Raw genomic sequence first — 19,252 nt, 5'->3', positions numbered from 1 at the left:
AAGGACCGTGATGGCTAAAGAAGGCCTGCCAGACATCCAGCTCGTTTCGGCCGAGGGCGTTCGCGTCGCGATCGTTACTTCAACGTGGAACGCCGAAATCTGCGATCAACTGCATAAGCGCGCGATCGAAACCGCTCAAGCATGTGGCGCCAAGGTCACCGAGCTGCGCGTGGTTGGCGCACTGGAACTGCCTGTCGTTGTCCAAGCAGCGGCTCGTTCTCACGACGCTGTCGTGGCTTTGGGCTGCGTCGTTAAGGGCGGAACCCCGCACTTCGACTATGTCTGTGACTCGGTCACCCAAGGCCTGACGCGCATTGCACTCGACGAGTCGACGCCCGTGGCGAACGGCGTGTTGACAGTTAACGAGTACTCCCAGGCCGTCGATCGTGCAGGCTTTGATACATCTGATGAAGACAAGGGCGCTGAGTCGATGGTTGCGGCTTTAGACACCGTTATGAAATTGCGTACACTGGACGGACTGGCAGGCTAAACGCCTGCGCCTAACCTGTAGTGACGCTTAAATAGGTGAGAAGAAGGACTAAATGACGGACGCACACGAATCTCAGGCGAGCGAGACTACGTCTCGCAAGCACCTATCTGATGCCGAGATTCTGGCCTACACCAGCGCGGACCCTTTTGCGCTGACGTCGACCAAACCTTGGCTTTATGAGACCAAGTCTCCATACCTACGCAAGATTGCGATTGGTTGGGTAGTCCTCGTCATGGCTATCCACATCTTTATGGGTGTTACCTTGGACGTCTCCTTTACAGGTGCGGCGGTGACCACGATTGATAAGTTTGCATTCCCCGGCGTCGGCGTATTGATTTCCATCTTGTCGTGGATTGCACTGACCCGCCCACGCTTGCGGGCTAACGAGGACGGAGTCGAGGTCCGCAATATTGTCGGCACTCGTTTCTACCCATGGCAGGTTGTGTATGGGCTGTCCTTCCCAGAGGGGGAGCGTATGGCCCGCATCGAGCTTCCCGATTTCGAGTTCGTTCCTGTCTGGGCACTGCAGTCTGGTGACAAACAAGACGTAATCACTAAGGTTCGCCAGTTCCGCGAACTTGAAGCCAAGTACATGCCGCAGGACTAACGTGGCTGATCCCACAACATACAGGCCAGCGCCCGGAACGATACCCACGGAACCGGGCGTTTATAAGTTTCGCGACGAAAACCGAAGGGTAATCTACGTCGGCAAGGCCAAGAATCTCCGGGCCCGCTTGTCCAATTACTTTCAGGACATTACGCAGCTGCATCCACGCACCAGGCAGATGGTGCTCACGGCGGCTTCGGTGGAGTGGACCGTGGTGGCCAGCGAGGTCGAAGCACTCCAATTGGAATACACATGGATTAAGCGTTTCGATCCACGATTCAACGTCATGTATCGCGACGACAAGACGTACCCGATGTTGGCGGTCTCGGTGGGAGAGGCGGTTCCACGTGCGTTCTTCTATCGCGGGCCGCGCCGCAAAGGCGTGCGTTACTTCGGCCCTTATTCGCACGCCTGGGCAGTACGCGAGACCCTAGACCTACTGACCCGCGTCTTTCCTATGCGCACCTGTGCCAAGGGCGTATACAACCGCCACGAGCGCCTCGGCCGGCCGTGCCTGTTGGGTTACATCGGCAAGTGCGATGCGCCGTGTATCGGCCGCGTGTCAAAGGACGAGCACCGTGAGACGGTCAACGAGCTGGTTTCCTTTATGAACGGCAACACAAGCAAGGTAACCCGCGAGCTGACCCAGCGCATGGAGGAAGCTGCGGAGAATCTTGAGTTCGAGCTTGCCGCCCGATTGCGCGACGACCTGGGCGCCATCAATAAGATCATGGAACAACAAGCCGTGGTGTTCGGCGATGGCACCGACGCCGACCTCATCGCTTTTAGCTCCGATGAGCTAGAAGCAGCGGTACAGATTTTCCACGTACGCAATGGGCGAATCCGCGGCCAGCGCGGATGGGTCGTGGAGCGCTCTGGTGATCAGGCCCCACTCGAGCCACTCGAGGAAGGCAAACCTGACCCCGGACTTCCGGCCCTCATGCAGAACTTCCTCATTCAGTTCTATTCCGACGCTGCTGACAGGCAGAAGCAGGAATTGGAAGAAGACGCTGCGCTCAATAGGCGTGGGGTGGATCAGGAGTCCCATACCGAGGAACACCTCGGCAACGTGATCCCACGAGAAATCCTGGTCCAGGCTATGCCGGACGAGGCAGCTGAGGTCAAGTCTTTGTTGGAGCAGCTGCGTGGTGCGCACGTGGACTTGCGCGTGCCCCAGCGCGGCGACAAGCGATCCCTGATGGAGACCGTGGAGAAGAACGCCAAGGAGCAGCTTCGTCAACACAAGCTCAAGCGCGTTGGCGATATCACAGCACGCTCTGCCGCGCTGCAGGACATTCAGGAGGCCTTGGGCATGGACCAGGCGCCTTTGCGCATAGAGTGTACGGATATTTCCCACATTCAAGGCACGGACGTTGTCGCTTCCTTGGTGGTCTTTGAGGATGGGCTTCCGCGCAAGTCGGACTATCGCCGTTATCGCATTAAGGAAGCAGCTGGCGACGGCCGCTCAGACGACGTCGGCTCCATCGCTGAGGTCACGCGGCGTCGCTTTAAGCGCCACAATGAAGACAAGTTGGCCAACCCAGACGAAGAGGTGGAGGAGTCGACCTTCGCTGACGAGAAGGTGACGGAAGAGTCTGCTGAAGCTGGGCGTCGTTTCGCGTATCCGCCGCAGCTCTTCATCGTTGATGGCGGTGCGCCGCAGGTAGCCGCTGCCCAGGAAGTCTTTGACGAGCTGGGCATTGTCGACGTCACTCTCGTCGGCTTGGCCAAGCGCTTGGAAGAGATCTGGGTTCCCGGTGACGATGAGCCAGTTATCTTGCCGCGAAACTCCCAGGCGTTGTTCTTGCTGCAACAGATCCGCGACGAGGCTCACCGCTTCGCCATTACCTATCACCGCCAGCAGCGCTCCAAACGCATGCGTTCCTCTGTGCTGGACAGTGTGCCTGGGTTGGGTCCACAGCGCAGGACTGACCTGGTCAAGCACTTTGGCTCGGTGAAGAAGCTGAAAGAGGCTAGCGTCGAGCAAATTGCCGCCGTAAAGGGCTTTGGCCCCAAGTTGGCCAGCGTAGTTTTTGAACACCTGCATAGTTAGGAATCTTCAGGAACCTTCCAGCTTTGGCGCGTTAAGATGGTTGCTATGACGCACTTAGAAACACCGCCGGTCTTCATTACTGGCATGTCCGGCGGCGGCCTCACCTCGGCAGCTAAGGTTCTCGAGGACAAGGGCTACTACGTGGCCCATAACATCCCGCCAAAAGCCATTGTGGATCTTCTAAAGCTGTGTTCCTTGGAAGAGACGAAGGTCAAGAAGGTTGCTGCGGTAACCGATGTGCGCTCCCGCATGTTTCATGGTTCACTGCTGGAGACCATTGATGAGGTCACGCAGTTGGGCATGAAGCCCACGGTTCTGTTTCTCGATGCGCGCGATGACGTGCTGATCCGCCGTTTTGATTCTGTTCGTCGCACGCATCCGCTGCAGGGCGATGACACGCTCAAGGCCGGCATCCAGAGAGAGCGCCAGGTTGTGGCTGAGGTGCGCGAGCGCGCCGACATCATCATCGACACCACAAACCTGTCAATTCATGATCTGCGTCGTGCCATCGAAGCAGCATTTGGTGACATGAGCAAGGACACCCAGCACGTCACCGTTGAGTCGTTCGGCTTCAAACACGGCTCCCCACGAGACGCGGATTTGGTCGTCGACGTGCGATTCCTTCCCAACCCTTATTGGGTTCCGGAACTACGCGGATATCGAGGCACCGATGAACCTGTCTCTGATTACGTCCTCGCCCACCCTGCTGCAGAGAACTTCATCGAGCATTTCTTGGAGATGTTTGAGACCATGCTCGCTGGTTACCGCCACGAGGGCAAAAACTTCATAACCGTGGGCGTCGGGTGTACAGGTGGACATCACCGCTCCGTCGCTGTGTCAGAGGAGATTGCTCGCCGCTTGCGTCAGCGAGAAGATCTGGATGTCAATACCCTCCACCGCGACATTGCGCGGGATTAATCTCGCCCGTATCTCATTACCCGGAAAGCTCTTTTAGAACCAATGACTCGATTTTCACACATGGCATGCCTGGGTGGCGGTCACGGCCTTTACCAAACCCTTCTAGCCGCGCGAATGAGTAATGCTGAACGAATCTCGGCAATCGTCACGGTCGCAGATGACGGTGGTTCTTCTGGCCGTCTTCGCCGTGAGCTCGACATCATTCCGCCCGGAGACCTCCGGATGGCGTTGGCGGCCCTGTCTGGCGATACTGAAGCAGGCAAGATGTGGGCGCAGACTCTCCAGCATCGATTCGGCGGTAACGGGGCCATGGCCGGTCATGCGGTGGGTAATCTGCTCATTGCCGGGCTTACCGATGTTCTCGGCGATTATCAGGCCGCTCTGGACGCGGTAGCGGTGCTCACTGAGTCCCACGGTCGAGTGCTTCCCGTGGTTAATCAGCCCCTCGATATCGAAGCTGAGGTTGCCGGATTGGATGACGATCCTCGAATTATGCGGGCCGTCCGCGGGCAGGTCGCGGTGGCATCGACTCCTGGTCAAGTCCGAAGAGTAAGGATCCTTCCTGAGTACCCCGAAGCAAATCCTGAGGCTGTCGCCGCGCTTGCCGACGCCGACCTCATCACCATCGGCCCTGGCTCTTGGTTTAGCTCGGTTCTGCCGCATGTGTTGGTCCCGGAAATTGTCGATACAGTGCGTAATTCCCATGCACTGCGCGTTGTGGTACTCAACTTGTCGGCTGAGCCAGGGGAGACGCATGGCTTTTCTGCGGAGAGGCACTTACACGTTTTGGCTCAACACGCGCCTAATCTAAGAATCGACCGAGTTTTGGTGGATGAAGGCGCAATCCCGAGCGAAAGTGAGCGGGTCTATTTGCAACGCGCCGCGAGCGTTTTGGGTGCTAAAGCATCCTTCGCGGACCTTAGCCAAAGAGACGGAAATGGAGCAAGTACAAACAAACATGACCCGGAGAAGCTGTCGGTTGCTCTGGGCGAGCTTGTTAAGGGCTAAGAGGCCTGAAACGTCGGCATTGAACGTATCTCGCTAAACTATAAAACCTGCCGTGTGCTTCTTGGCACACGCTCCAATGCTTTTAAGAAAGGGGCAAAGACTTTGTCTGCTTCATTGACCGATCAGGTCAAGGACGAACTCACTGAAGTCTCGGTTCCGCGCCAATCCGCACGAGCTGCGGAGATTTCAGCCATTTTGCGCTTTGCCGGCGAGTTAACCATTAGCGGCGATCAGATGGCTTATGAGGTTGAGCTTGATAATCAGCGTATTGCTGACCGCTTTGTTGATGGACTTGAAGAACTCTTCGGGCTGAAGGTCGGCACTCACGTCGTAGGGCCTGCGACTTCACAGAAGAAATCGCGGGTTCAGCTGCGTATTGCTACAGGGGCAAAAGAGTTAACTAGACGTCTCGGCCTGATTACCCGCTCAGGCCATCCCGTGGTGGGTTTGCCGCCGCAGGTGATCTCCGGCTCGATTGCTGATAACGAAGCCGCATGGCGTGGCGCATTCTTGGCGCAGGGAGCGTTGACCGAGCCTGGCCGTTCTTCCACTCTGGAAGTATTGTGCCCTTGCCAAGAGGCGGCGCTTGCTCTTGTGGGGTGCGCGCGACGCCTTGGTATCGCCGCTAAGACGAAAGAAACCCGGGGGGCAGACCGTGTGGTCGTGCGTGACGGCGACGCCATTGGCGCTTTGCTGACCCGAATGGGTGCGCAAGAAACTCGTTTGACGTGGGAGAAGAAACGCGTAAAGCGCGAGGCACACGATACCTCGAAGCGCTTGGACAATTTCGACGACGCAAACCTTCGTAGATCGGCGCGCGCCGCAGTCACCGCGGCAGCTCGAGTAGAACGTGCGATGGAGATCTTGGGCGATGACGTGCCAGAACATCTTGCCGATGCCGGACGTCTGCGTGTACAGCACCGTGAAGCCTCACTCGAGGAGCTAGGTCGCCTCGCAGATCCGCCCATGACCAAGGACGCGGTGGCCGGCCGCATTCGCCGCCTGCTTTCGATGGCTGACAAACGGGCGGAAGAATTGCAGATTCCCGACACCAATGACTCAGTGACGGAGGATCTTTTCGACCAGTCCTAAAGGTTTTGGTTTAGTTCGATTCAGTATTGCCTGCCGCCTTGTCCGATCGGATGGGGCGGTTTTTGATTGGGCAAAACGGTCACATTCGGGGCGGTGAAGCTAATTTTCTTGCTGTGAAATTCTCCCGTTATTGTTGATTATCTGCCGTTAAGCTGGGGGAGTGACATATCCCACCTTTATCAACATAAAACAACATATACGGGCAAAAGCAGGTGAATTCCTGCGCATATTTACCAAGCGCTTAGACACAGGTTGCAATATTGTACGCCTCTTTTCTGGTTTCGGCATTCAACTTTCTGCACCGGCGCTCAGCCGCTGCACGCACTATGTTTGCTCGGTAGTATCGGCCGTGTTGGGAAAACTCACCGAGGTTCTTCGCATAAGGCAGAACTAGAGGAGATGCCTCGGACCAACACGAACGTTTACTCGATTTTTAGAGGAGAAATAACAGTGACCATCCGCGTAGGCATCAATGGCTTTGGCCGCATCGGCCGCAACTTCTTCCGTGCAATTGCTCAGGGCAACACCGACCTCGAGGTTGTTGCAGTCAACGACCTGACCGATAACGGCACCCTCGCAAACCTGCTGAAGTACGACTCCGTGTTGGGCCGTTTCGATGGCGAAATCTCCTTCGACGATGAGTCCATCACCGTCAACGGCCACCGCATCGCAGTCTCCGCAGAGCGCGATCCAAAGAACCTAAAGTGGTCCGACCACAACGTTGACATCGTTGTTGAGTCCACCGGCTTCTTCACCGACGGTGAGGCTGCAAAGGCTCACATCGAGGCTGGCGCAAAGAAGGTCATCATCTCTGCACCTGCTAAGAACGTGGACGCAACATTCGTTTACGGCGTCAACTCCGATTCTTACGACCCTGCAAACCACAACGTCATCTCCGCAGCATCTTGCACCACCAACTGCCTAGCTCCGATGGCTAAGGTTCTCAACGACAAGTTCGGCATCGAGAAGGGCCTCATGACCACCGTTCACTCCTACACCGGTGACCAGCGCATCCAGGACGCTCCTCACAAGGACCCACGCCGTGCACGCGCCGCTGCTGTGAACATGGTTCCTACCTCCACCGGTGCAGCTAAGGCTGTTGCTCTGGTTCTGCCTGAACTCGAGGGCAAGCTGGACGGCTACGCAATGCGTGTTCCGACCATCACGGGTTCCGCAACCGACCTGACCTTCACCGCTTCCCGCGACGTCACCGTTGAAGAAGTCAACGCTGCAATCAAGGAAGCTGCGGTCGGCGAGTTCGGCGAGACCCTGGCTTACACCGAGGACCCAATCGTCTCCACCGACATCATCACCGACCCGCACGGCTGCATCTTCGATGCTGGCGTAACCAAGGTTTCCAACGGCAACCTGGTTAAGGTTCTCGGCTGGTACGACAACGAGTGGGGCTACACCAACCAGCTCGTACGCACCACCTCCCTGGTCGCTTCCAAGCTCTAATCCGCTGCGAGTCCTAAAGACCTCACTTGGATGATTAACCGGCCCACACTTTGCCCACTTGGGCTAGGCGTGGGCCGGTATTCTTATATAGAACTCTTTTTAAAAATCGATTAAGGAGAAAATTATGGCTTTCAAGACCCTAGATGATCTCATCGCCGAAGGCGTTGAGTCCCGCCACGTACTCGTCCGCTCCGACTTCAACGTCCCACTGGACGATGAGGGTAACATCACCGACTCCGGACGCATCACCGCTTCGCTGCCTACCATCAAGGCACTCGTCGAGGGCGGCGCCAAGGTTATCCTGTCCGCACACCTTGGCCGGCCTAAGGGTGAGGTCAACCCGAAGTACTCCCTGGCTCCTGTAGCTGAGGCTCTTTCCGAGGCTCTCGGCCAGTACGTCGCACTGGCTGGCGACGTCACCGGTGAAGACGCTCACGAGCGTGCCAACGGCCTTAACGATGGCGACGTAATGCTCATCGAAAACGTCCGCTTCGACCCACGTGAGACCTCTAAGGACGAGGCAGAGCGCGGTGCTTTCGCAGACGAGCTCGTTGCCCTTGCCGCTGACAATGGTGCATTCGTCTCCGACGGTTTCGGTGTTGTCCACCGTGCACAGGCTTCTGTGTACGACGTCGCCAAGCGCCTGCCCGCATACGCCGGCAAGCTCGTGCAGAAAGAGGTAGAGACTCTCGCTGCAGTTGCTGAAAAGCCTGAGTCCCCATACGTCGTTGTGCTCGGCGGCGCCAAGGTATCTGACAAGCTCGGCGTCATTGAGGCTCTTGCTGGCAAGGCAGACAAGGTCATCATCGGCGGCGGCATGTGCTACACCCTGCTAGCAGCTAAGGGCTACAACGTCCAGAACTCCCTTCTGCAGGAAGACCAGATCGACAACTGCAAGGACCTCCTTGAGCGCTTCGGCGACAAGATTGTCCTGCCAGTTGACCTGATTGCTGCAACCGAGTTCAACGCTGATGCGGAAAACAAGGTTGTCGCCCTCGACGGCATCCCAGAGGGCTGGATGTCCCTAGACATCGGGCCAGAGTCCGTTAAGGAATTCGACAAGGTGATTGCTTCCTCCAAGACCGTCTTCTGGAACGGCCCAATGGGTGTGTTCGAGATGGAGGCATTCTCCAAGGGCACCGCTGGCGTCGCTCAGTCCATTATCGATGCAACTAAGAACAACGGCTCCTTCACTGTTGTCGGTGGTGGCGACTCCGCCGCTTCCGTCCGCCTCCTTGGCCTCGATGAGGACGGCTTCTCCCACATCTCCACCGGTGGTGGCGCTTCCCTCGAGTTCCTTGAGGGCAAGGAGCTGCCGGGCGTATCGGTTCTACAGTCCTAATCGAGCCACTAAACCCTTTAAGAAAGGAATTTCCCACTATGGCACGTAAGCCACTTATCGCCGGCAACTGGAAGATGAACCTCGATCACAAGGAAGCAATCGCTTCCATCCAGAAGTTCGACTTCTCCCTTCCAAAGGACTACTACGAGAAAGTCGACGTTGCCTTCATGGTTCCGTTCACCGATCTGCGCACCCTGCAGACTCTCTCTGAGGGCGACAAGCTCGAGCTGACCTACGGTGCTCAGGACATCTCCAAGCACGAGTCCGGCGCCTACACCGGCGAAGTCTCCGGCAAGATGCTCTCCGCACTCGGCTGCACCTGGGTTGTCGTTGGCCACTCCGAGCGCCGCGAGTACCACGGTGAGACCGACGAGCTCGTCGCAGAGAAGGCTGCTGCTGCGCTGAGGAACGGCATCAGCCCGATCGTCTGCGTTGGCGAGCCGCTCGATGTCCGTGAAGCTGGCACCCACGTTGACTACGTGGTCAACCAGACCCGCAATTCCCTCGCTGGTCTGAGCGCTGAGGATCTTTCCAAGACCGTCGTTGCTTACGAACCAGTGTGGGCTATCGGTACTGGCAAGGTTGCTTCGGCTGACGATGCACAGGAAGTATGTGCGGCAATCCGTGACCTCGTCCGTGAGCTTGCAGGCGATGAGGTAGCAGAGGGCATCCGAATCCTCTACGGTGGCTCTGTCAAGGTTGATTCCGTGGCTGAGATTGTGGGTAAGCCGGACGTTGACGGCGGCCTGGTCGGTGGCGCATCACTCGTTGGTGACGAATTCGCCAAGCTCGCTGCGAACGCGTCGACTGCAGTTTAACTCTGGAACCTAGGCGTGGGTCGGAATATCGTCCGGCCCACGTCGTGGTGTAAAGTGGTCCGGAGTTAATTAATAAAGTTTGAGAGGAACGATCCTATGATCTTGGCCCTGGAAATCATCCTGGTGATTGCCGCGATCCTCATGTCTATCTTTGTTCTCCTGCACAAGGGTAAGGGTGGCGGTCTGTCCAGCCTTTTCGGTGGAGGCGTCCAGTCCAACCTTTCGGGCTCCACGGTCGTGGAGAAGAACTTGGACCGCTACACCATTGTCATGGTGATTATCTGGTTGGCGTGCATCGTTGCGCTGAACCTGATCCAGGCATTCGGCGTCTAATCGCGTAAGAAGAAGCCCGCGTTGACTGTTAATGGTCAACGCGGGCTTTTTCTATGCCTAGCTTCGGAGCTGTCGGGCTCCGTGCTATCGGTATATCCCACCCTAAAACGTGCATAACTGCCAACGAAAGGCTCACAAAGCGCTTGCGGAGGCGCTTCGTTGGCAGATACGCAGATCTCTCAACGAGTTGTTAGAGTTCACCCGCTGCGTCATCGGACAGGAAGAGGATTGTCTCCTGGGTTCCGTGTGCACCAGCAGCCGGCCACTCCACAGCAGGAGAGCCCTTAACGATGTGAGACGCAGCCTCAGCCTTTTCAGCACCGGACACTAGGAACCACACCCGCTGGGAACGGTTAACCGCAGGCAGGGTCAAAGTAACCCGCTCTGCCGGGGGCTTCGGAGAGTCGTGAACTGCCACAACGAGTTCCTCCTCCTCGAGGACCGCAGGGGAGTGCGGGAACATCGAGTTGATGTGCCCCTCGCCGCCCATGCCCAACAAGTGAAGGTCGAAGCCGTTTGGGGCGAATTCGGCAATCTCGCCGGCATATGCCTTAGCGGCATGCTCCATGGCGATGGCGCCTAAATCGAGACCATGGATGTGTTGCTCAGGAATGCCTACCTCGTGGAGAAGAGCAGCACGGGCTTGACCCTCATTGGAATCAGGATCAGAAACTGGGACGTTTCGCTCATCACCGAAGAATACGTGGACGCGAGTCCAGTCAATTGCCAGAGCAGGGTAGTCCTCACTCTGGCCATGTGCTGCCGCATCAAGGCGAGCCAGTTCGCGGAGTGTTCCTATGCCAGCGCCGCCGCCAGTGAGAACCACGCGGGCAACGCCATCATTGTGGAGCCCGCCGCCCGGGGCCTGAATCGCCGTCACGACGTCGATGAATTTAAGGGCGGCAGAGGATATGAGTTCGTCTACATCGCTCACGCGGTGAAGAGTGACCATGTCAGTGAGATCCTTAAGGGTCAAAAAATAGTAGTAGGGCTAACTGTAGTCCACGCGCGGCAAAGCTCGAAGCGTATGCGCGTATGTCTTGTCGGAATCGAGATGACGTAGCTCTTCAGAAAGGACCTCCGCCTGTGAACGGATGCCCAAAGAGACCAGAGAGTCCGGAGAGCCAGGAACTTGTACGCGAACAGTTCCTGCGTCGACCACTTCCACAGTGACGTGGGAAGATACGCGGTTGAAGCGCAAAGAATGAATGGGGAAGGAACCTTTTTCCGGCGACTGCGTGACGTTGCGGTGCACTGGAACGCTCAGGGCGTCGAGAAGCCAGCCTGCAGCAAAGTCCGCTGCTGGGTTGAGTTGTGCCCCGCATACTTCTACTGACTCGACCGGTTCATGAGGGTGGCGGTCTAGGGCCGAGGCCACGATTCCGCGCCACAGCGTAATGGCGGCCCAGGACATATCAGAATCACCCGGGGTGTACCCGTGGGAGAGCTGCATCAGTTCTTCGTGTGTTGCGCCCTCGCCATAGGCCACGTTGGTAATACGGCGCTGCGCGAGCTTGCCAATCGGGCTGCGGGCAGGGTGCTCCGGGCACTTCGTGGGCCACCACGCCACAATCGGGGTATCCGGGAGTAGCAGCGGAGTGACTACGGATTCGGCCTGCGCAGACAGAGCTCCCTTCAAGTGCATGACCACGATCTCCGAAGCACCAGCCTCGCCACCGACGCGTAGCTCGGCATCGAGATGAGTTTCTTCCAAGTGGGAACCAGCAATGACCACGAGCACGCGTGACGGGTGCTCATGGGAGGCGTCGCGCACGGAGGAAAGAATCGCCTCGATGTCGTCGCCTTCGTTGGCAGCAACGATGAGGGTCAGCACGCGGCCGGTGGTCAAGGTGTAGTGTTCTTGGGCCTCAACGAGCTTCTTGGAGATCTTGCGCGTCGTGGTGTCAGGCAATGGAATAATCAACGCTTCTTCTCCTTATGGTCGGCGCCAGGAGTGGCCCCGGCGGCGCAACATCGTATTGGCAGACTCAGGGCCCCACGTTCCCGCGGGGTATTCCTCAGGTTGGCCAGCTTTGGACCAGTACTCGATGATGGGATCGAGGATGGACCAGGACAGCTCAACCTCTTCGTTGGTGGGGAAGAGGGAGGACTCGTCGAGGAGGGCATCGAGGATGAGACGCTCGTAGGCTTCGGGGGACTCTTCAGTGAAGGCCTCCGCGTAGGCAAAGTCCATGTTCACATCGCGAACCTCCATGGTGGAACCAGGCACCTTCGAGCCGAAGCGCATGGTAACGCCCTCGTCAGGCTGGACACGGATGACCACGGCGTTCTGCCCCAGCGACTCGGCTTGGCCCTTGTGGAAAGGCTGGTGCGGCGCGGTCTTGAAGACTAAAGCGATCTCCGTGACGCGACGGCCCAGGCGCTTGCCGGTGCGCAGGTAGAAAGGAACACCTGCCCAGCGGCGCGAATTTACCTCGAGGGTGCAGGCAGCATAAGTCTCGGTTGTGGAGGCAGGATCGAATCCCTCCTCTTCGCGAAGCCCGCGCACGTACTCAGAGCCCTGCCAGCCGGCCGAGTACTGGCCGCGGGCAGTGGTTTTGTTCAGCGGGTGCACCGGCTGCGTCGCACGCAGCACCTTGATCTTTTCGGCCTGCAGAGCTTCCGGCTCGAATGAGGATGGTTCCTCCATTGCAACGAGCGCGAGCAGCTGCAGCAGGTGGTTTTGGATGACGTCACGGGCAGCGCCGATTCCGTCGTAGTAGCCAGCGCGGCCACCGAGGCCGATGTCCTCAGCCATCGTAATCTGCACGTGGTCGATGTAATGCGCGTTCCACATCGGCTCGAAAATCTGGTTGGCAAAGCGCAGAGCCATGATGTTTTGTACGGTTTCCTTGCCCAAGTAGTGGTCAATACGGAAGACCGAGGACTCGGGGAACACTGCATTGACGATTTCGTTGAGCTTGCGCGCGGATTCCTGGTTGTGACCGAAAGGTTTTTCAATAATGACGCGGCGCCACGAGTCGTTAGCGCTGTTCGCCATACCCACACGCTCGAGTTGGTGGCAGATGCTCGAGAAGAACTCTGGTGGGACAGACAAGTAATAAGCCCAGTTGCCGCCGGTACCGCGTGAGGTATCGAGCTCCGCGAGGCGAGCAGAAAGGCCGTCGAAGCCAGCGTCGTCAAAAGCGCCATGCACGAACTCAATGCCTTGGACTAGGTGCTGCCAAACATGTTCGTTGAACTTGGTGCGGGCGCCAGCCTTGACGGCTCCCAGCACATACTCGGCAAAAGCGTCCTTGTCCCAGTCGCGGCGTCCGTAGCCTACCAAAGTAAAGCCCGCGGGCAAGAGGCCGCGGTTGGCAAGGTCGTAGATAGCTGGCAGCAGCTTTTTGTAGGCGAGGTCGCCGGTTACCCCGAAGATAACCATGCCGGAAGGGCCGGCGATGCGCGGGAGGCGCTTATCCTTCTCGTTGCGCAGTGGATTTACCCAGGCGCTCGATTCCGTCACAGGGTTTCCTTTCCCAAATCTTTGTCCAGCGACACATTCTAGCGACAAGCGCCCCGCTGAGGTTAGTCAGCGGGGCGCAAGGCGAAGAATTCTTTAGTTAAAGGCGAGCAGCCATGGACTCGAGCAGCTCATCCCAAGCCGCGACGAACTTGTCGACGCCTTCCTTCTCCAGCACTGCGAACACGTCCTGGAAGTCGATGCCCAAATCCTCGAGCTCAGCGAATACTGCATCTGCTTCAGCCTTCGCTCCGGAGAGGGTGTCACCGTGCAGGTTACCTTCGGAAAGGACCGCATCAATGGTCTTTTCCGGCATGGTGTTGACCGTGTGCGGGCCAGCAAGCTCGGAAACGTACAGCGTTGCTGGGTACTCCGGGTTCTTCACGCCGGTAGATGCCCACAGTGGGCGCTGCACGTTTGCGCCCTCTGGAAGATCATCCGAGTTGAGCAATTCTTCCTCGAAAAGGGCGTAAGCACGCTGCGCATTGGCGACGCCCGCTTTGCCACGTGCCGCGAGAGCTTCCGGCGTGCCGATGGTCTCGAGGCGCTTGTCCACCTCAGTATCTAGACGGGAAACGAAGAAGGACGCGACCGAGTGAATCTTGGATACGTCATGACCTGCCTCAGCAGCGCGCTTGATGCCCTTTTTGAACGCATCGATGACCTGGGCGTAGCGCTCCACGGAGAAGATCAAGGTGACGTTGACCGAGATGCCGTCGGCAAGCGCGTCTGCGATAGCCGGCAGCGAGCCGTCCGTTGCCGGAATCTTGATCATCAGGTTCGGGCGGTTGACGCGCGCCCACAGCTCACGAGCCTGCTGGATGGTGGCCTGGGTATCTGCAGAAATGCGCGGATCCACCTCGATGGACACGCGGCCGTCGCGGCCTTCAGATGCCTTGTAGATGCCGGCGAAGAGATCGCAAGCATTGGCGACGTCGTCGATCGCCAGGGAGTAGACGGCGTCGTCAGCCTTGGCGCCCTCTTCCTTCAGTGCAGTAATCGCGGAATTGTACGCGGTGCCCTTCGACATCGCCGCCGCGAAGATTGCCGGGTTGGTGGTAACACCCACGATGGACTTGGTCTTGATGATCTCCGCCAAGTTGCCGGACTCCAGCCTCTCGCGGGAGAGGTCGTCGAGCCACGTGGAGGTACCGAGCTGTGCTAGTTCGTCAATGTGAGACATGCTTTCCTTACTTGCTTGCGGTGATGGATTCGCGGGCGGCGTCGACTACCGCAGCGGTAGTGAAGCCGAACTTCTCAAAGAGCTCCTCTGCTGGGGCAGAAGCGCCGAAGTGCTCGAGGGAGACATTGCGGCCGAAGGTGCCGGTGTACTTGTGCCATGGCATTGCCAGGCCTGCCTCGACGGAGACGCGGGCGCGGACAGCGGAAGGCAGAACGGACTCGCGGTAGGCGTCGTCCTGCTCGTCGAACCACTCAAGGCACGGAGCCGAAACGACGCGGGCTGCGGTGCCCTCGGATTCGAGCTGTTGGGCTGCCTCGACCGCGAGCTTAACCTCGGAACCGGTTGCCATGAGGATGACGTCTGGCATTTCCTTGGAACCTTCGACCAGAACGTAAGCGCCGCGGCGAACGCCGTCGCGTGCCTTCTCCTTGGTGCCCTCGAGAACAGGCAGGTTCTGGCGGGACAGCGCCAGGCCCTTTGGAGCAGCCTTGTACTCGAATGCAGCGGCCCATGCCTGCGCGGTCTCGTTGGCGTCTGCCGGACGGATGACGGAGAGGTTCGGAATAGCGCGCAGTGCGGCGAGCGTTTCTACCGGCTGGTGGGTCGGGCCGTCCTCGCCCAAGCCGATGGAGTCGTGGGTCCACACGTAGTAGGTGTCAGTAGACATCAAGGCGCCTAGACGCACGGCAGGGTACTGGTACTCAGAGAAGATGAGGAAGGTACCGCCGTACACGCGGGTGTTTCCGTGTAGGGCGATGCCGTTCATGATGGCGGCCATGGCGTGCTCACGGATACCAAAGTGGAGGTTGCGGCCGTATGGCTGGGCATTCCAAGCGCCAGTGGTGATGGACTCTGGGCCGAAGGACTCGGCACCCTTGATAACGGTGTTGTTGGAGCCTGCAAGGTCAGCGGAGCCGCCCCACATCTCCGGTACAGCAGCAGCCAGTGCCTGAATGGTAGCTTCAGAAGCTTTACGGGTGGCTACGGATTCGCCGGCATCCCAGGTCGGAAGCTCAGTATCAAAGTTTTCTGGCAGCTCGCGGGCCTGCATGCGGTCGAAGAGGGCCTTTGCCTCCGGATTAGCGGAAGCCCAAGCATCGAACTTTTCCTGCCACTCGACGTGGGCCTGAGCACCGCGCTCGCGCAGCTTGCGGGTGTGGTTAATGACCTCGTCGGAGACCTCGAAGGTCTGTGCTGGGTCGAAGCCTAGGACTTCCTTGGTTGCGGCGACTTCGTCGTCACCCAAGGCGGCACCGTGTACGCCACCGGTGTTCATCTTGTTAGGTGCCGGGTAACCGATGACGGTCTTGACGCGGATGAAGGAAGGACGCTCGGTCTCCTCACGCGCAGCCTTGGCGGCGGCTTCGAGGGCTACGACGTCCTCGCCGGATTCCACGGTCTGTACGTGCCAGCCATATGCCTCGTAGCGCTTGACGACGTCCTCGTTGAACGCGATGTTCGTATCGTCCTCGATGGAGATGCGGTTGTCATCCCAGAATACGATCAGGTTGCCGAGCTTCTGCGTCCCCGCGAGGGAAGAGGCCTCTGCGGTAACGCCCTCTTGCAGGTCACCATCGGACGCGATGACGTAGACGTGGTGATCGAAAGGGGACTCGCCTGCGGGTGCGGACGCGTCGAAAAGGCCGCGCTCCTTGCGGGAAGCCATGGCCATGCCCACTGCGGAGGCCAGGCCCTGGCCGAGCGGGCCGGTGGTGATTTCAACACCATCGGTGTGGTTAACCTCCGGGTGGCCCGGGGTCAGCGAGCCCCAGGTACGCAGGGACTTGAGGTCATCAAGCTCGAGACCGAAGCCGCCGAGGTAAAGCTGGATGTACTGGGTCAGCGAGGAGTGGCCAACGGAGAGGACAAAGCGGTCACGGCCAGCCCACTTCACATCGTTAGGGTCGTGATTAATGACGCGCTGGTAGAGCGTGTAGGCGAGGGGCGCCAGCGACATCGCGGTACCCGGGTGGCCGGAACCGCACTTCTGGACGGCGTCCGCGGCCAGGACACGGACAGTATCTACTGCGCGAGTATCCACGTCGGTCCAGTCAGCCGGGTAACGGCGTTCAACCATGGCCTGCAGTTCTGGGGACAGCTTTTCTTGCGACACTGTGGGAAGCCTCACTTTTAGGTTCGAATGTTCATTGACCCCTCAAGTCTAGAGGTTTTGATTTGTCAGTGACGAGATTTTCATTTGCCCGTGGCGGATTATTGAAACTGTCTGAGAAACTGTAGGCTGGCATGGTTAAGAAGCCACGGCCGCGCGCGGGAACTATTTAACCCGAATAGCCGACTACTACATTGCGGCCTCTTACCCAGGCAGCTGAAATACACCCATGCCAGATACTGGAGGAATAATCCTTGGAGACGATCAAGGCCTATTTTGCGCTGACGAAGCCGAGGATCATTGAGCTCCTCCTTGTTGCCGCAATCCCGGCGATGCTCCAGGCACAGCGTGGAATCGAGTCCGTGACGGATAACTTCTGGCTGATTCTGTCCACCATCTTCGGCGGCTGGATGGGCGCGGCAGCTGCTCATACTTTTAACAACGTTGTCGACTATGAGATCGACCAGAAGATGCAGCGCACGCGTGCAAGGCCGCTGGTACGCGCCAAGATTTCGCGCCGTAACGCAGCCATCTTCGCGTGGATCATGCTGTTTCTTTCCGTCTTCTGGCTGGGCGTACTCGCGCACTCGTGGCTTGCAGCCTTCTTCGTGCTCCTGACGAACTTCTTCTACGTGTTCGTCTATACGAAGTTCCTGAAAATGCGAAACTCCCAGAACATCGTCTGGGGTGGCCTCGCAGGCTGTATGCCGGCAATGGTCGGCTGGGCGGTCATCCGCGACAACGCCCCGGCCGGCGAGCCGGACAAGTGGTGGCAGGCCATCGTCCTGTTCCTCATCATCTTCTTCTGGACCCCGCCGCACACGTGGGCCCTGGCCATGAAGTATAAGGAGGACTACCGCAAGGCAGGCGTGCCGATGCTGCCCGTCGTGGCACCAGAGGTGGAGGTCACCCGCCAGATCGTTTGGTACACCGTTGGCACCGTCATCGTGACTTTCCTCATCATTCCGGCTGCCTCGTGGATTTACCTCATTGCCGCAGTGGTCTCAGGTGCAGTCTTCCTGTGGATTGCTATAGCTCTGCATAAGGGCGTGAAGAACGGCGCGAAGGTCAAGCCGATGCGCTTGTTTATCTACTCCAACAACTACCTTTCGGTTCTCTTCATCGGCCTGTCTATTGATGCCGTGCTCGGTTGGGAATCCATCGGCAGCATGCTGGGTTGGTCCACCGCCTGGTTCTAAGCTCTCGGGGAGCTTTAAAAGCCATCTAGGGATGTTTAGGAAAGCAGAACGGCGCCGTACGTTAAGTACCGCCGTACGTTAAGTACGGCGCCTTAGAATTTCTGCGCTAGTTGTCCTCGCGCACGCGCAGGACAATCGAGCCGGTGGTCTTGCGGGCGTGCAAGTCCCGGTGAGCCTGAGCAGCGTCCTTGAGGGGATAAGAGGCGGTCACGTTGAAGGTGACGGCGCCGTCTGTGACGGCTTGGACGACTGCCTGTGCGCGCATCTGGAATTCGCCCTCCTGAGCGGTCCAGGCACCCAGCGAAGGACGTGTCAGGAAGATGGAGCCATGCTTGTTGAGCAACTGTGGGTCCATGGGCGGGACTGGGCCGGATGCGGCGCCAAACAGAGCCACGGTGCCGCGTGGACGGACAACCTCAAGGGACTCGTTGAAGGTGTCTTTGCCGACGCCGTCGTAGACGACGTCGACTCCGCGGCCGCCGTTGAAGCGGCGCACTTGCTCCGCCAGACCCTCACCGTAGCGGAATACTTGGTCCGCACCCGCTTCGTAGGAGAGCTGTTCCTTTTCATCGGTGGAGACGACCGTGTAGACGGTGGCCCCCAGCGCCTTGGCCATCTGGGTCAAGATGAGGCCAACGCCGCCAGCGCCGGCAGTAATCAGGCAGGAGGCGCCCTCGCCGAGCTGGTAGACACCATTAGCCAGGTAATGAGCCGTCATGCCCTGCAAGAGCATTGACCCTGCAACCTCTGGTGGGAAGTCATCAGGCACGGCAACAATGCGGTCGCGGGATACGCAGACCTGTTCAGCGTAGGAACCAAAAGCATGGTCCCAAGCGACCATGGTTCCCTCGGCGATTTCTCCCTTTGGGTCGTGAACGACTCGGCCTGTGCCTTCAAGTCCAAGCACGAATGGTGTGGCGGCGTTGTAGATTCCTGCGCGGTAGTAGGTATCGATGTAGTTAACGCCGGCAACGATGACGTCGACAAGCACCTGATCCTCAGTGGGAGTGGGGGCCGGGACCTCGACATACTCGAGAACTTCTGGGCCGCCAGTCTGGTTGACCTGAATTGCGTACATATACAAAGGCTATCCCAGCGCGGCCTGTATATGCAGCAAAACCGCCCTCCGAGGGGGTGGCCCGAAGAACGGAATGAAGATGCTAGCGGCTTGCTAA

The 19,252-nt window shown here is 58.4% G+C and carries 17 protein-coding genes; 11 read left to right on the top strand and 6 right to left on the bottom strand.

Features of this window, described 5'->3' with window-relative positions; all coding sequences use genetic code 11:
- Positions 1–10: 10 nt before the first annotated feature.
- The 10 genes from ribH to secG all read left to right on the top strand — a co-directional run bounded on the left by ribH (position 11) and on the right by secG (position 10,119).
- Positions 11–490: a 6,7-dimethyl-8-ribityllumazine synthase gene (ribH, locus tag HMPREF0308_RS11035; RefSeq protein ID WP_005531627.1), complete on the top strand. Its 480-nt coding sequence runs from the start codon at positions 11–13 to the stop codon at positions 488–490.
- A 52-nt stretch (positions 491–542) separates the two neighbouring features.
- Positions 543–1,097 carry a PH domain-containing protein gene (locus tag HMPREF0308_RS11030; RefSeq protein ID WP_005531625.1) on the top strand — a complete coding sequence of 185 codons (555 nt, stop codon included), beginning with the start codon at positions 543–545 and terminating at the stop codon, positions 1,095–1,097.
- A 1-nt stretch (position 1,098) separates the two neighbouring features.
- A complete protein-coding gene (gene uvrC, locus HMPREF0308_RS11025; protein ID WP_005531623.1) occupies positions 1,099–3,150 on the top strand; it encodes an excinuclease ABC subunit UvrC in 2,052 nt (683 codons plus the stop codon).
- Between the two features lie 36 nt (positions 3,151–3,186).
- A complete protein-coding gene (gene rapZ / locus HMPREF0308_RS11020) occupies positions 3,187–4,068 on the top strand; it encodes an RNase adapter RapZ (protein ID WP_005531621.1) in 882 nt (293 codons plus the stop codon).
- 42 nt (positions 4,069–4,110) lie between these two features.
- On the top strand, positions 4,111–5,076 hold the full coding sequence (locus HMPREF0308_RS11015; RefSeq protein ID WP_005531618.1) for a gluconeogenesis factor YvcK family protein: 966 nt from the start codon (positions 4,111–4,113) through the stop codon (positions 5,074–5,076).
- Between the two features lie 102 nt (positions 5,077–5,178).
- Positions 5,179–6,168 carry a DNA-binding protein WhiA gene (whiA, locus tag HMPREF0308_RS11010; protein WP_005531616.1) on the top strand — a complete coding sequence of 330 codons (990 nt, stop codon included), beginning with the start codon at positions 5,179–5,181 and terminating at the stop codon, positions 6,166–6,168.
- 450 nt (positions 6,169–6,618) lie between these two features.
- Positions 6,619–7,626 carry a type I glyceraldehyde-3-phosphate dehydrogenase gene (gap, locus tag HMPREF0308_RS11005; RefSeq protein WP_034657516.1) on the top strand — a complete coding sequence of 336 codons (1,008 nt, stop codon included), beginning with the start codon at positions 6,619–6,621 and terminating at the stop codon, positions 7,624–7,626.
- A gap of 124 nt (positions 7,627–7,750) precedes the next feature.
- Positions 7,751–8,968: a phosphoglycerate kinase gene (locus HMPREF0308_RS11000; RefSeq protein ID WP_005531612.1), complete on the top strand. Its 1,218-nt coding sequence runs from the start codon at positions 7,751–7,753 to the stop codon at positions 8,966–8,968.
- Positions 8,969–9,006: 38 nt separating this feature from the next.
- Entirely contained in the window at positions 9,007–9,786 is a 780-nt protein-coding gene (gene tpiA / locus HMPREF0308_RS10995; protein WP_005531610.1) for a triose-phosphate isomerase, read from the top strand.
- Positions 9,787–9,882: 96 nt separating this feature from the next.
- Complete coding sequence (secG, locus tag HMPREF0308_RS10990) at positions 9,883–10,119, top strand: preprotein translocase subunit SecG (RefSeq protein WP_005531608.1); 237 nt, start codon at positions 9,883–9,885, stop codon at positions 10,117–10,119.
- 190 nt (positions 10,120–10,309) lie between these two features.
- On the opposite strand, the gene pgl is transcribed toward secG, so the two are convergent.
- The 5 genes from pgl to tkt all read right to left on the bottom strand — a co-directional run bounded on the left by pgl (position 10,310) and on the right by tkt (position 16,845).
- Positions 10,310–11,071 carry a 6-phosphogluconolactonase gene (pgl, locus tag HMPREF0308_RS10985; RefSeq protein ID WP_005531606.1) on the bottom strand — a complete coding sequence of 254 codons (762 nt, stop codon included), beginning with the start codon at positions 11,069–11,071 and terminating at the stop codon, positions 10,310–10,312.
- A 39-nt stretch (positions 11,072–11,110) separates the two neighbouring features.
- Complete coding sequence (locus tag HMPREF0308_RS10980) at positions 11,111–12,043, bottom strand: glucose-6-phosphate dehydrogenase assembly protein OpcA (protein ID WP_005531605.1); 933 nt, start codon at positions 12,041–12,043, stop codon at positions 11,111–11,113.
- Positions 12,044–12,055: 12 nt separating this feature from the next.
- The gene (zwf, locus tag HMPREF0308_RS10975) at positions 12,056–13,588 is read right to left on the bottom strand and encodes a glucose-6-phosphate dehydrogenase (RefSeq protein ID WP_034657514.1); all 1,533 of its coding nucleotides are present in this window, start codon (positions 13,586–13,588) and stop codon (positions 12,056–12,058) included.
- A gap of 97 nt (positions 13,589–13,685) precedes the next feature.
- Complete coding sequence (tal, locus tag HMPREF0308_RS10970; protein WP_005531602.1) at positions 13,686–14,768, bottom strand: transaldolase; 1,083 nt, start codon at positions 14,766–14,768, stop codon at positions 13,686–13,688.
- Between the two features lie 7 nt (positions 14,769–14,775).
- Entirely contained in the window at positions 14,776–16,845 is a 2,070-nt protein-coding gene (tkt, locus tag HMPREF0308_RS10965; protein WP_005531600.1) for a transketolase, read from the bottom strand.
- A 287-nt stretch (positions 16,846–17,132) separates the two neighbouring features.
- On the opposite strand from tkt, the gene HMPREF0308_RS10960 reads away from it, so the two are divergent.
- Complete coding sequence (locus HMPREF0308_RS10960) at positions 17,133–18,077, top strand: heme o synthase (protein ID WP_005531599.1); 945 nt, start codon at positions 17,133–17,135, stop codon at positions 18,075–18,077.
- Between the two features lie 106 nt (positions 18,078–18,183).
- Here the strand turns inward: HMPREF0308_RS10960 and HMPREF0308_RS10955 are convergent, their stop codons facing one another.
- Complete coding sequence (locus tag HMPREF0308_RS10955) at positions 18,184–19,155, bottom strand: quinone oxidoreductase family protein (protein ID WP_005531598.1); 972 nt, start codon at positions 19,153–19,155, stop codon at positions 18,184–18,186.
- Positions 19,156–19,252: the final 97 nt, after the last annotated feature.

It is taken from the genome of Corynebacterium striatum ATCC 6940 (assembly GCF_000159135.1).
GTDB lineage: Bacteria > Actinomycetota > Actinomycetes > Mycobacteriales > Mycobacteriaceae > Corynebacterium > Corynebacterium striatum.
The sequence above is the reverse complement of the archived record's forward strand: the minus strand, read 5'-3'. Positions and strand labels throughout refer to the sequence as shown.

Bases quoted from the DNA above. Each gene is read 5' to 3' on its own strand.
- ribH (WP_005531627.1), top strand. From the start codon at position 11: ATGGCTAAAGAAGGCCTGCCAGACATCCAGCTCGTTTCGGCCGAGGGC.
- HMPREF0308_RS11030 (WP_005531625.1), top strand. From the start codon at position 543: ATGACGGACGCACACGAATCTCAGGCGAGCGAGACTACGTCTCGCAAG.
- rapZ (WP_005531621.1), top strand. From the start codon at position 3,187: ATGGTTGCTATGACGCACTTAGAAACACCGCCGGTCTTCATTACTGGC.
- HMPREF0308_RS11015 (WP_005531618.1), top strand. From the start codon at position 4,111: ATGACTCGATTTTCACACATGGCATGCCTGGGTGGCGGTCACGGCCTT.
- HMPREF0308_RS11000 (WP_005531612.1), top strand. From the start codon at position 7,751: ATGGCTTTCAAGACCCTAGATGATCTCATCGCCGAAGGCGTTGAGTCC.
- tpiA (WP_005531610.1), top strand. From the start codon at position 9,007: ATGGCACGTAAGCCACTTATCGCCGGCAACTGGAAGATGAACCTCGAT.
- secG (WP_005531608.1), top strand. From the start codon at position 9,883: ATGATCTTGGCCCTGGAAATCATCCTGGTGATTGCCGCGATCCTCATG.
- pgl (WP_005531606.1), bottom strand. From the start codon at position 11,071: ATGGTCACTCTTCACCGCGTGAGCGATGTAGACGAACTCATATCCTCT.
- tal (WP_005531602.1), bottom strand. From the start codon at position 14,768: ATGTCTCACATTGACGAACTAGCACAGCTCGGTACCTCCACGTGGCTC.
- tkt (WP_005531600.1), bottom strand. From the start codon at position 16,845: ATGGTTGAACGCCGTTACCCGGCTGACTGGACCGACGTGGATACTCGC.
- HMPREF0308_RS10955 (WP_005531598.1), bottom strand. From the start codon at position 19,155: ATGTACGCAATTCAGGTCAACCAGACTGGCGGCCCAGAAGTTCTCGAG.